11 protein-coding genes are annotated in these 12,947 nt (G+C 47.7%); 3 read left to right on the top strand and 8 right to left on the bottom strand.

The annotated features are described in order from the left end of the window. Window positions 1-21: 21 nt before the first annotated feature. Both glgA and glgB read right to left on the bottom strand, forming a co-directional pair. Window positions 22-1,452: a glycogen synthase GlgA gene (glgA, locus tag ACFQ3W_RS05255; protein WP_379317364.1), complete on the bottom strand. Its 1,431-nt coding sequence runs from the start codon at window positions 1,450-1,452 to the stop codon at window positions 22-24. Next, complete coding sequence (gene glgB / locus ACFQ3W_RS05250) at window positions 1,409-3,367, bottom strand: 1,4-alpha-glucan branching protein GlgB (RefSeq protein WP_379317362.1); 1,959 nt, start codon at window positions 3,365-3,367, stop codon at window positions 1,409-1,411. The genes glgA and glgB overlap by 44 nt, the downstream gene beginning before the upstream one ends. A gap of 189 nt (window positions 3,368-3,556) precedes the next feature. On the opposite strand from glgB, the gene ACFQ3W_RS05245 reads away from it, so the two are divergent. After that, on the top strand, window positions 3,557-4,780 hold the full coding sequence (locus ACFQ3W_RS05245) for a glucose-1-phosphate adenylyltransferase (RefSeq protein WP_379317360.1): 1,224 nt from the start codon (window positions 3,557-3,559) through the stop codon (window positions 4,778-4,780). A 159-nt stretch (window positions 4,781-4,939) separates the two neighbouring features. On the opposite strand, the gene ACFQ3W_RS05240 is transcribed toward ACFQ3W_RS05245, so the two are convergent. The 6 genes from ACFQ3W_RS05240 to ACFQ3W_RS05215 form a co-directional block, all read right to left on the bottom strand. Then, the gene (locus tag ACFQ3W_RS05240; protein ID WP_379317358.1) at window positions 4,940-5,482 is read right to left on the bottom strand and encodes a GNAT family N-acetyltransferase; all 543 of its coding nucleotides are present in this window, start codon (window positions 5,480-5,482) and stop codon (window positions 4,940-4,942) included. 24 nt (window positions 5,483-5,506) lie between these two features. Continuing rightward, a complete protein-coding gene (locus ACFQ3W_RS05235; protein ID WP_379317356.1) occupies window positions 5,507-6,949 on the bottom strand; it encodes a sensor histidine kinase in 1,443 nt (480 codons plus the stop codon). Then, window positions 6,946-7,644, bottom strand: coding sequence for a response regulator transcription factor (locus ACFQ3W_RS05230; protein ID WP_379317354.1), 699 nt, complete (start codon window positions 7,642-7,644; stop codon window positions 6,946-6,948). The genes ACFQ3W_RS05235 and ACFQ3W_RS05230 overlap by 4 nt, the downstream gene beginning before the upstream one ends. Before the next feature lie 34 nt (window positions 7,645-7,678). After that, entirely contained in the window at window positions 7,679-8,938 is a 1,260-nt protein-coding gene (locus tag ACFQ3W_RS05225) for a hypothetical protein (protein ID WP_379317352.1), read from the bottom strand. A 13-nt stretch (window positions 8,939-8,951) separates the two neighbouring features. Then, window positions 8,952-9,686: a phosphonate ABC transporter ATP-binding protein gene (locus ACFQ3W_RS05220; protein WP_379317350.1), complete on the bottom strand. Its 735-nt coding sequence runs from the start codon at window positions 9,684-9,686 to the stop codon at window positions 8,952-8,954. 77 nt (window positions 9,687-9,763) lie between these two features. Then, window positions 9,764-10,963, bottom strand: coding sequence for an MFS transporter (locus ACFQ3W_RS05215; protein ID WP_379317942.1), 1,200 nt, complete (start codon window positions 10,961-10,963; stop codon window positions 9,764-9,766). Window positions 10,964-11,133: 170 nt separating this feature from the next. Here ACFQ3W_RS05215 and ACFQ3W_RS05210 point away from each other — a divergent pair, with 170 nt between their 5' ends. Together ACFQ3W_RS05210 and ACFQ3W_RS05205 are read left to right on the top strand one after the other, a co-directional pair. Further along, window positions 11,134-12,051, top strand: coding sequence for an ArsR family transcriptional regulator (locus ACFQ3W_RS05210; protein ID WP_379317348.1), 918 nt, complete (start codon window positions 11,134-11,136; stop codon window positions 12,049-12,051). A 103-nt stretch (window positions 12,052-12,154) separates the two neighbouring features. Beyond that, entirely contained in the window at window positions 12,155-12,922 is a 768-nt protein-coding gene (locus ACFQ3W_RS05205) for an HAD family hydrolase (protein WP_379317346.1), read from the top strand. Window positions 12,923-12,947 lie beyond the last annotated feature (25 nt).

Raw genomic sequence — 12,947 nt, 5'->3', positions numbered from 1 at the left:
ACCAAGAACTTCGTCAACGAGTTAAGTGCTTAGCTGCCGGTAAATATCGGCGTATTGCCTGGCTGAAGTATTCCAGCTATAATCCCCGTTCCAAGCATTGTTCACAATCTTCTCCCAGTGCTCCGGTTTTTTGTAGAAATCTAACGCTCTTCGCAGGGTAAATAGCATGTCGTGCGCATTAAAATTGTGGAACGTAAATCCGTTCCCCTCCCCGATGAATTCGTTATAGGCCCGCACGGTGTCATTTAATCCGCCGGTCTCTCTGACGACGGGGATCGTTCCGTATCGCAAAGCGAGCAGCTGGCTAATTCCGCAGGGCTCGAAATGCGACGGCATAAGAAAGATATCGCTTCCCGCATAGATGCGGCGGGACAAAGCATCGCTGAATCTAATCTCCACCGCCAGCTTATCAGGATGACGTTCCGCGGCTTGCCGGAACCAATCCTCATAGGCATAATCCCCAGTGCCTAATAGGACAAACTGAACCTCATCAAAATGCAGCCATTCGTCCAAAACTCGCGTTACGAGGTCAAGACCCTTTGGCTCAACAAGACGAGTTACCATAGAGATGAGCGGTACATCCGGTGCCTCGGGAAGGCCGAGCTCTTTTTGCAGAAGTGGTTTGTTCGCTCGCTTGGCCTGCAAATCGGCTCGGTAACGGCTTGCGATTTCCTGGTCGGTTTCGGGATCATATAACTGTGTATCAACACCATTCACTATACCGGTTAACCGTTGGCCCAAGGAACGAAGCAAGGGATCCAGCCCATAGCCATAATACTCTGTCTTGATTTCCTCCGCATAGGTGGGACTGACGGTAGTAACATGATCCGCAAACACCAGCCCCGCCTTCATAAAACTAACATTTCCGTGGTATTCAACGCCTTCAGGCGTGAAATAAGAATACGGCAACCCGAGCAAATCGCCTAACACCTCAGCGGGGAATATCCCTTGATACAGGAGATTGTGAATCGTGAAAACAGTGCGCGTTCTGTTATAGAAAGCTTCATGGCGGTAGTGTTCCCGCAGCAGCAGCGGAATCATCGCCGTATGCCAGTCATGACAATGGATAATATCCGGTGAGAAATCGATTAGCGGTAGCACCTCCAGTGCTGCCCGATTCAGAAATGCAAATCGCTCGCCGTCATCCCAGTGACCGTATACCCCTTCCCGGCCGAAATAGTACTCGTTATCGATAAAATAAACCGGAACCCCATCCCATTTGAGAAACTCCACGCCGCAATACTGTTTCCTCCATCCTACCGGAACCTCAACAGAGCCTAAATACTCCATCTGATCCTTGTATGTAGCTGGAATGTCTCGGTACTTCGGCAGTAATACCCGAACGTCATGACCGTTATGAAGAAGCGCCTTCGGCAACGCTCCGATCACATCGGCCAAACCGCCTGTCTTAATAAAGGGAGCTACTTCCGCAGCGACAAACCATATTTTCATCGTTTCCCCTCCTTCTTGAATATTTGCGTTTCCAAATCGTTATGCTAAGCGGCGAAAGCGTCAGTTCAACACTCCATGGCCGATCATGCCAGGGCTTCCTTACGCTGAATGCTTCGGTTTGTGAAGAATGTCCTGATCCACCATATGCCGGGTCGTCACTGTCGAATACTTTTTCATACCATCCTGGCAGAGGTGCTCCTACGCGATAGGATCTTCTTTCCACGGGTTGAAAATTGATTACGATCAGCAGTGTATCCCGCTTTAGCTTGCCTTTTCGCAAATAGCAAATAACACTCTGAGCCCCATCATGCGGGTTAATCCATTCATACCCCTTCGGATCATGATCGAGTTCCCAAAGTGCCGGCTCCCGTAAATAAAAACGGTTCAGTGCCGCGCTATACCCTTGCATTTTGCGATGAAGGTCGTAATCGAGCAAGCACCAATCCAGTTCATGCTGGTCGCGCCATTCAATAAATTGGCCAAATTCACCGCCCATAAATATCAGTTTTTTCCCTGGAAAAGTGAACTGATACCCGAGCAGCAGCCTAAGTCCAGCAAACTTCTGTTCATAGGTGCCCGGCATTTTATCCAGCAGCGATTTTTTCCCGTGAACCACCTCATCATGCGATAAGGGCAATACGAAATTTTCGGAATAGGCATACCAGATCGGAAAAGTCAGCAGATGGTGATGCTCCGGACGCCCTTCGAAGAAGGTCTCCATGTAATCCAGAGTATCGTTCATCCAGCCCATATTCCATTTGTAGTTGAAGCCGAGCCCACCCTGATCGACCGGTGCACTCACAAGTGGCCATGCGCTTGATTCCTCCGCCATCATTAAGGCGTGAGGAAAATGATGAAATACCGCCGTATTTAACTGCCGTAAAAAGGAAATAGCCTCCAGATTTTCAATACCACCGTGTTCATTTCGTGCATACTCCCCCTCCGGCTTTTCAAAATCAAGACGTATCATGCTCGTTACCGCATCAATGCGAAGCCCGTCAAAATGAAATATTTCAAGCCAATATAACGCATTTGAGATGAGAAATGCCCTGACCTCAGGCCTACCGAAATCGAAGCTAAGTGTTCCCCACCCCGGTTTCTCCGCCTTTGCCGGATCAGCGTATTCATAGAGCGGGAGGCCATCGAATTGCCGTAGTCCATGATCATCTTTCGTAAAATGACCCGGTACCCAGTCAAGCAGCACCCCGATTCCTGCCTGGTGGCAGCGATCAACGAAATACATCAAATCCTGTGGTGTCCCATACCGGCTGGACGGTGCAAAATATCCTGTAGCTTGATATCCCCACGATAAATCGTATGGATGCTCCGCAAGCGGCATAATCTCTATATGGGTGTAGCCCATTTCAAGGATATAGGGAATGACGAGGTCCGCCATTTCTCGGTATGTATAAAAAAGTCCATTACCCGGCTGTCGCCAAGTACCAAAATGAAGCTCATAAATGCTAATTGGGTCGCTGTAATGGGCCTTTCTTCTATGAATCCATTCGCTGTCTCCCCATTTATATTTCAAAAGCGAAGTAACGACGGAGGCTGTTTTAGGTCTCATCTCGGCATGGAACGCATAGGGATCAGCTTTTAATCTAACGCTGCCGTCTGGACCCGTAATGACATATTTGTAAAATGTTCCATCTCGTACGTCTGGGAAAAAACGAGTCCAAATTCCCGAATCGGGAATGTTAAATAGTATATCGTTGTCTCCTTTCCATCCGTTCCAATCGGCGGCGATGGAAACTTGACGTGCATGCGGAGCCCAGACTGTAAAACGAACGCCTTTTTGTCCGTCTTCCTCCGTCAGATGAGCGCCAAAAGTGCGGTAGCTTTGATACAGTGTTCCTTCATGGAACAAATAAATATCGGTTTCTGACACCTTGCTAAACCACGATGGTTCGGACATTATTTCACCACCTTAAGCAATTTTCATAACAAAAATAAGGCGTTAAGCTTCTGATAAAGAAAAATTATGATTGATTTCAAAAAATTACAGTAATATTTTCTTTTCTTTTCCATAATTTTAGTTCATCTAGATTATATCTCTTTAAATGTATGTACTACTCAGACAAAAACATACGGGAGGGAAACAAAAATGAGGAAAAAGGACTGTATTGCTATGCTATTGGCAGGTGGAGAAGGACGAAGATTATCTCCCCTGACATCCAGACTGGCAAAACCTGCAGTTCCATATGGCGGACAATACCGGATTATCGATTTTCCTCTCAGCAACTGCGTTAATTCCGGTATCGACACGATCGGCGTGCTAACTCAGTATGAGGCTGCCTCGCTCCATGAGCATATCGGAGAAGGCGAACCTTGGATGCTTCCAAGGACGGAGAGAGGAGGAATTTCGCTGCTTCCCTCATCTCATGTAGGGACTGAAGGATACGTAGGAACAGCGGATGCGATTTATAAAAACATGCATTACATCGACAGCCATGCGCCTAAACACGTGCTAATTCTGTCTGGGGACCATATTTACCACATGGACTACAGGGAGATGCTCGATTTTCATCTACGCCACGAAGCGAACGCAACGATTTCCGTGATGCCGGTGCCTTGGGAAGAGGCTCACCGGTTTGGCGTGATGTCAACGGATGATCGCTGCCGAGTTACCGAGTTTGCCGAAAAGCCGCAGCAGCCAAGAAGTAATCTCGCATCGATGGGAATTTACTTGTTTAACTGGGAATTTTTAAAACGACACTTGCTTGAAGACGCTGAGGATACGAGCTCCAGCCATGATTTTGGCAAAGATGTCATCCCGAAAATGCTTGCCGGTTCTGAGCCGCTGCACGCCTTTGAATTCAAGGGGTACTGGCGGGATGTAGGTACAGTTCACAGTCTATGGGAAGCCCATATGGATTTACTGGAAACAGAATCCGGTTGGAGACTCCTTAAAGAGGATTGGCCAATGTATACCCGGGAGCACAAATCAAGCAGCTTCGGCTTAGTTATGGAGCGCGGAGTACAATTGAATTGCTCTCTCGTTCATGACTGCTGCTCGATTGAAGGGTATGCGGAGCGATCGGTGATATTTGGAGGAACTGAAATAGGCCGATTTGCCAGAATCAAGGAGAGCGTGATCATGCCTGATGCTAAAATTGGCAGAAATGTTTTAATTGAACGGGCTATCATTGGCGAAGGTGCGGTGATCAAGGACGGGGCTGTTGTCAAAGGAATACCTGGAGAAATTACTGTGATTGGACCATATGAGACCGTAGTAGCAAAACGACCCGCTCGCCAGCAGCCGTCACGCTTACTTCAAGAGGTTTACGACAGCACCGCCGGGCTGCGGGCCGAAGGTCTGCTGTCTTAAAGTGCAGCTATTGGGCTTTAGTTTCTGCAATCCTTCCGTATTAGCCGATAAATGTGCACATCATATCATTTCCTAAACACGTCTATCGGCTAGCTAAAAAGGGGCTGCCACCTTAAGATTCCGTTGAATCTTTTGTGGCACCCCCATTTTTTGACGAGCTCAAGCCTGCAGAAACAAATTTCGCTCCAACTCATACAAATTATATTCGCGACCATCCTTTTGACCGACGCCTTGCTTCTGAAAGCCAAGCTCTTGATACATTTTGTTCAGCTTTAGGTTTTGGTTCCAGCAATCCAGACGAATGCCGCTTCGCTGTAGAACTCTCGACCGTTTCGCAGCCCAGCGGATAATGTCGCCTCCAAGTCCGGCTCGTCGGAATGGAACACGCACTGTAAGACGGTGCAAATAGCTGTAACCTGGGGCATTTAGCGGTCCCCAGTAATCAGGGTCCGAGTCTTGGAGTGTAAACATAGCTGTAAGCTCACATTTTGTGTTAAGCAAATAAATGTCTCTTTCATCGAAATAAGACTGAATGAGCTCCGGTGTGAACTGGGCTGGATTCCATTGTTTTACACCGTTCGTTTGCATCCACATAGCTGCTTCCACCAGCATGTTACGGACCTGCTCCAGGTCCTCCTGCCTCGCAAGAGAGATGCTGAACTGTCCTGTGGACGTTTCTAGCGTATCTAATACATCACTCATGACTTCTCCCCCCTCTTATTCCTGTTACAGCTTCCCGGTTTCACCTTCCGATTGTTCCAACTCCTCCGGCTCCATGATCGGTAGCGTCACTGAAACTGTGGTACCAACACCCAGTTCACTCGCTATATCTATTTCCCCGTGATGCAGTTCAACCAATTGCTGCGTGATTGCAAGACCAAGTCCGGTACCTCCGCCTTGATGATTTACCTGGTAAAAACGGTCCTTCACCTTGCTTAAAGATTCTTCGCTGATGCCAATTCCTGTATCCGCAACCTGTACAATAGCCTGATACTGATTCTTCCGGCTGATTACGATACGGATCCAGCTTTGCTCATGGGAAAACTTTATGGCATTGTCCACTACGTTCAGAAATACTTGCTTCAAACGGTTGGCATCCCCGCTAACAATCACTGGTTCTTCCGTGTTGTCGTCCAGCTTCAACTGAATATGCTTCTGCTCGGCTTTCGCCCAGACGTTAAGCATGGTCTCCTGTAGCAGCTCTTTCATATTAACAGGCCCGATAACCAACTTCATTTCATTTTGCTGCAGCTTGGAAAAGTCAAGAATTTCTTCAACCAGGCCGATAAGACGATCCGTTTCCTTAGCGATAATTCCCATGCCGATCTTCGTCTCTTCCGGGTCAAAGCCGCCTATGGTCAGCGTTTCGCTCCAGCCTTTAATGCCGGTGAGCGGAGTTCTAAGTTCATGAGATATGGAGGAAATAAAGTCATCCTTGATCTGATTGCTCCGAACAATTTCCTGAGCCATGTAGTTCAGTGTAGCCGCCAGCTCGCCCAGCTCATATTTGTAGTTTCCTTTAATTCTCGCATCAAATTTGCCGCGTGCCATCTGTGCGGACACATCTCGAATATTGTTTATCGGCTTCACGATCGAATTTGCAAGCCCGATGCTGAACAGGGTTACCAGCGCTAGAACAGCACCAGAGACCGCTATGGAAAGGAACGTTAAATTGAGCAGTTTAGCGTTAATCGACTCTAAGGATGTGACATAACGAACGATGTACCTTGTCTCCCCTTGGATTTGCAGCGGCCTGGATACCGCCATGACCGGCTCGCCCGTCGAGGGCTGCCGGCCGATCCATTTGCCGACATTACCAGCAATCGCCTGCGGAACATCGCTCGTCTGAATCGCTTTATCCGCCTGAAATGCATTGCTGCTGGCCTTGACCTCTCCTTTACGATCCAAAATCATGAGCTCGGTATTATCCAGCTCAAAGGTGCGAAGCATTTCAGTGAAGTAGTCAGGATCACGTTCAGCGTTAAGCCGGACGAACTTCTGAAAATAGTCCGACGCCCAGATCGAGTGATTCGACATATGATTATAGATCGTATCGTAATAATACATGCGGATCGCTAGAGTAAAGATGATCTCCACCATGAATAAAGTTACGAATACGACGATGAAATAGTGCAGAACGATCTGACGTCCAATCCCTTTCTTGATCATTGTCCCTCGCCTTTCCACTTATAACCGTGCCCCCACACGGTCTGCAGGAAAGCCGGTTCAGACGGATTGTCTTCAATTTTTTGACGCAATCTACGGATGTTGACATCGACAATTTTCGGGTCGCCCATATATTCCTTGCCCCAAACATGGTCAAGCAGCGAATCGCGGCTTAGCGGGGTATTTTCCTTCTCAAGGAAGTATTGAACAAGCGAGAATTCCGTCGGCGTCAGCTCGATAAGATGACCGTTTTTCTTAAACTGCTTAGAGATCAGATCCAAGGTGAAAGGACCGGAGGTAAACGTCACCTTCGCACTGCTTTCCCGATATACATTCACGCGGCGCAGCAAGGACTGAATCCGGGCGATCAGCTCGGTCGGACTAAACGGCTTGCTCACATGGTCATCCGCTCCTACGGACAAAGCATAAACCTTATCCTGCTCTTGAACCTTCGCGGTCAAAAAGATAATTCCAATCCGTTCGTTACGCTCCCGGATGCGGCGGCACACTTCGAAACCATCTATTCCAGGAACCATAACATCCAGCAGGGCGATATCGATATCCGGAACGCTCAGCAGCGTATTGAGCGCTTCATTTCCATCAGCTGCCTCCAGAACCTCGAAACCATTCCGTTTTAAGTTAATGACGATAAAACTGCGTATTGATTCTTCATCCTCCAAAATCAGCACTTTACTCAACTCTATAAACCTCCCTCATTCACAAAAAAGCGGGTTAACGCTTGATCTCCGTCTCACCTTTATTCACTTTCAAATCCGTATGGCTTAGGAAGCCAATGATCTTATCGTTATCCCTGGCCAGAAGCTGCCAGTCGTCTTTGTTGTGCTCCCAATCGGATAATGAGAAAAATTTGATTTCCGCAACAACCTCATTCGTATCCATCTTTACGAACCAAAGGTGTTCATTTTTATCCGACTTTGTATCGATGGTAACATTACCCCGCCATTCCTTCGGGAAATTAAAGTAAAAACGCCCCGCCATATCCATATACTGCTGCATCACGAATTTTAGGCCTTTATTTTCATCCCACTGATAATAGGAGAACAACCAAGGTATATCCTCGAAAGTGATATACTCCCAACCCTTAGGCTTCTCCAGCATACCAACTTCCAAAATCCCATCATTGTCAACGTCGCCGCTCATGATTGGATAGTCTTTGAGCGTCATATCCTGCGATGGAAGTAGGTTTACGAGCTTGCCGTCCTTCATCACAATGATGGATGAAAAGGCGGAATGAGTACCGACGGAAGCATCTAGAATGACCCCTTTTAAATTGGGGGTAATGTTTCCGCTAACCGCATTGTAGTACTCGCTGACCGGATCATCCAGCTGTAAATGGCTTAGCTCTTTGAAGGAGGACTTGTCGTACTGATACGTTGTGACCGTCGCGAACTGATCTCTCTTCAGGTTGACTACCGTAATGTCCGGTTTCCCATCTTGATTCAGATCATCGATCATAAAGTGGTTATACGGCAGGGAAAGAACCTTTTCGACAGAGCTGCCGTTATAGGTATACACAGTTAAGCCCTTCTGGAGTTCTACATCCCCGCTCGAAAAGCCTGCTACAATATCCAGGTTGCCATCGCCCGTCATATCTTGGATGCTGAAGGTCTCCAATACCTGCCCCTCTCCGTCGAAGCGAGCCTTAAGCGCCCAAGTGTCTCCCTTTCGTTCCAGGATCATGCCATGAATCCGAACGGCTTCCTCAGGTGTCTCATAGAAAACAACGGCTTCCTTCACGCCATCGTTGTTCAAATCAGGTGTACGGATAGAGCTGGTATTGTCAACATCTCGAGGGGCAATAATTTGCCCCCCCTTCAGCTCCGTTTTGATAACGCTAATCAACGACTCCTTGTCCGACGACAGCTGAGGCGTTTGCATCAGCGATTTCGGATCGCTAAGAAAGCTGCAACCGCTAAGCAGGAGCAGCAAGAAGCCTCCGGCTATCGCGGAAACCCAGCGGTTTTTGAACATAACATCACTCTTTTCATGCCATATCGATTAATCGTCTTTCTTCAGCCGTCAGTCTTCTTGCAGATATGTCGATTTTGAGCTGCCCTTCATGAATTCCCCAAATGCGGGTACAGAACCGCTCAGCCAGCTCCAGCGGCAGTGCGGCAATGACGATTTTATTCTGCTCTTTACATAGCCCTTTCAGGGTATCCAACACTCGCTCTGCGGATTTGGGATCGAGGCCAACGACAGGCTCGTCCACTGCTAAAAAACTTGCCCCGTGAACAAGCGCCCGGCAAATGGCCACACGCTGACGTTCACCACCGCTAAGATTTCCGGCTTTGACATGCGCCTTATCGAGCAGGCCGTACTTTTCCAACTCATCCATCGCTCCCATGTAATCGTCTGAACGGACCATACCTGTTAACCGCCGCAACAGAGGGGTTTGGCCTGCTTGTCCGATCAAAACGTTTTTAAGAGCCGTTTTATCGGGATAGAGAGAAGGATTTTGCTCCAGGTAAGCGCACTTGAAACGGTACTTTTGCGAGCCGCTTCCACCGCCTTGAATGACGTTCTCTCCGTTCCAAGTATAATCGCCACGGGTCCAACGCTCCCGTAACGCAAGACAGCGAAGTAAGATGCTCTTCCCACTGCCGCTCGCTCCCACAACACCGATCATTTCACCGGCGCTAAATTGAACGCTGATGTCACGAATGACCTTTTTCTTATTTCCATCCACCGTTTTTTGCAAGTGGTTTACTCTAATCATGTCCGATTCTCCTTTTGTGCTTCTCCCTTTAAGCTTTTCCTATCTTTTAGTGTATTGGAAATAACGATGAAAATCCATTACAGCGTCTTAATATTTGAAGTTTTTTTAGAAACACCGGAACGGAACGCCAATCCTGAAGCCGTAAATAGAAGATAGGATGACCCAAGGAAGACAAATAACAAAGGTGCTGCTCCCAGTTGCATGGCTGCACCGCCAAGATTCGGCCCGACAATGCTTCCAAAATTAAAATGAAACGAGGCGATGACGTTGGCAACAGGCAGTAAATGCCGCGGCAGCAAATCGGCCGCATAAGCAAGCCCCAGCGAAAAGAAGGAGCCGACCAAACCACCCGCACCCATAAACAGCAAGACCAAAGGATAGAAATGATTTCCTGCAAGCGGGATCGCAAGGAAGAATAGTCCTCCGCCTAGACCGGCAGCCATCAGCACCTTTTTACGTCCGAAGCGGTCACTAAGCGTACCAAGCGGAAGCTGTAATATCAAACCACCAATGCCGAAGAACGGCAGCAGCGCCGAAATATCGGCCGCGCTTAAGCCGGTGCGAAGCCCGTAAATTGGAAAATTGCTGTTCATGGAAGATTCCATATACCCGTAAAGGAGTGAGGGCAGCAGAGCAAACCAGGCCAAGCGGTAAATATGCGGCATTTTTCGAGGAGCCTGGGCTTCCTCTTCTGCGGATTTCGTCTTCTCCGGCTTCATGTCTGGCAGCTCAACCATCACTATAATCGCAACAATCAGGAACAAAACAGCCAAAATCAGAAATGGAACAACCTTTCCGTAAGGAAGAAGCTGTATCCCTAGCGGGCCAATACTAAAACCAATTCCATAAGACATACCATACAGCGAAATATTTCTTCCCCGTTTCTCCGGTGGGGAAAGAAGAATGATCCATAACTGCGACGTGAAGTGAATCGCGCTATCTCCTATTCCGACCAATAAGCGTAGAACAAACCAAAGCCGCAAATCTGCGACGAGAGGGAAAATCGGAAGTGCCAACAGCACAAGTATTACGCCGCTAAGCATCAGCTTTTTAAAGCCTGCGCGATTCAGCAGCCTTTCTGCCACAAGTGACATGGCAAACGATCCGACATATAAAGCAGCCGCATGCAAGCCATTTACCGATGAGGAAATCCCCCGTTCCTCCATAAAGATAGATAATACCGGCAGCAGCAGTCCCTGACTAAGACCGGAAATGATAATAACGGAAATCAGAATGAACGTTGGTGTTAAAAAGCGCTTTGGTGTTGACGACATCATATTCAAAATAGCTCCTCCAGTAAAACAAAGAAAATCGTCAAACAGGCTTTGACGACTTAACATCGATAAACGTAAATTTGTAATTCAATCCCTAAACATTATAGTAGACAATCCCCCGCCAAACAAGCCATAATGAGTTGTATGCAATGTTATTTAGGAGGTTTCTTGCCATGTCCTACGGTGTGAAGGTTGATTATTCACCAGTGTACGAATTACTAGGCAGTTTTATGATATATACCACGCGAAAATGGGTAAACAGTCTCGACATCGGACCGGAATGGATTGAGGATATAGAGAGCCGCATCACTCCGGCAATCACGCAGCAGTTTTCGGTAGCAAGCGGCTTTCCTTTTGCGGATTATGACGTGCTGTATGCATGGGCTATGGAACGCCAGCCGGAGGCGAACATCATACAGTTCCTGGACGAATTGGAATCAACTACGGAAGAGTCACTTCTGCATAGAACTAAATCCTACATTCCCGGTGCGAGTAGTGATAATATGAAACGCATTCGCGACAATTACATCCCCCTCCTTAAAACTTGGAACAACCTTTACTTTGAGGAAGCACTGTCTCAGGTCCTACCTTTAATCGAGGAGGATGCCTACGAAAAAAACACCCTACTCCAAAAAATGGGTCCGGATGCCCTTATCGAGTTTGCTTCCGGCGGTTTGGTGCTTGGTCCCCAGTTGCCGATCACGAGAGTTGTTTTGACGCCGTCGATCCATTTTCGGCCGATCAATACTTATTGCTTCTATCACGACGTTTTATTTATTCAGTATCCCTTGGATTTACCGGAAACCGATGAAAATGAGCCCCCGGTTTGCTTGAAGAGATTGACACGGGCGCTCGCCAAACCTGGGCGTCTGCAGTTGCTTCGGTACGTTGCAAATGAGCCGAAATCGCTGCAGGATATGATGGCGCATCTTCCCGAAACCAGGGAGCAGCTCATGCACGATTTAATGCGATTAAGAGTTGCTGGCTTGCTGCGTATTCATTTAATTGACACGGATACAGAGAAGTTCAGTATTCGTCCTGACGGGGCCGCCGAGCTGCAAATGTTCCTCGAGTCATATATTCGATTGTAGAACCTAAATGAGCTTGGGTATGTTGCTTTTGGCGAGACGCTTCTGCATGTGTTAGGATTATAAAAGATAAACAAGCGTTTCTTGGATAAAGGAGTGACCCGTTATGAGCACGAAACTTCGGCAGCAAATCATATTTGACCTTGATGATACGTTAGTGCATTGCAACAAGTATTTCGATCTTATTTTGGCGCAGTTTGCCGATCAATTGGTCGATTGGTTCGGCGCGGACCGAATATCCATCTCGGAAATTCGCGAGAAGCAAATTGAAATTGACGTAGCTGGAGTCCATCAAATCGGATTTACCAGTACCCACTTTCCCCAATCCTTGATTGATACGTACCTCTACTTCTCCCGCACGTTAGACCGCAAGCCAATTAACCAGGAGGAAGAGCTTCTAATGAAGCTAGGTCTTAGTGTGTATGAGCTGCCTATTGAGCCGTACCCCGGGATGGTGGAGACGCTCAACCTGCTGCAAAGTCAAGGTCATGAGCTTTGTTTATATACCGGCGGAGAAACGGTTATTCAGCAGCGTAAAATCGAACAGATGAAGCTCGCTAACTATTTTCACGATCGCATTTACATTCGTCAGCATAAAAATACCGAAGCGCTGGAAGAAATTCTGCAATCCAGATGGTTTGACCGCTCTCGGACCTGGATGATCGGAAACAGCCTCCGGACCGACATTATGCCGGCCATCTCTGCAGGAATCCATTCCATTTACATTAAACGACCGAATGAATGGTCTTACAATTTGGTCGACATGAAGCATGGCAAAGAAACGTTAACCCATACGGTCTCCTCCCTGGAAGAGGTGCCGCGAGTTATCTATGACAAAGCCGCGCTAGTCAATCGACAAATGGGAAGCTTGTAAGCCAACTGGAAGGCCAAGCGGAAAG

It is taken from the genome of Paenibacillus puldeungensis (assembly GCF_042678945.1).
Classification (GTDB): domain Bacteria; phylum Bacillota; class Bacilli; order Paenibacillales; family Paenibacillaceae; genus Fontibacillus; species Fontibacillus puldeungensis.
Note: the sequence above shows the minus strand (reverse complement) of the source record. Positions and strands in the feature narration are given on the sequence as shown.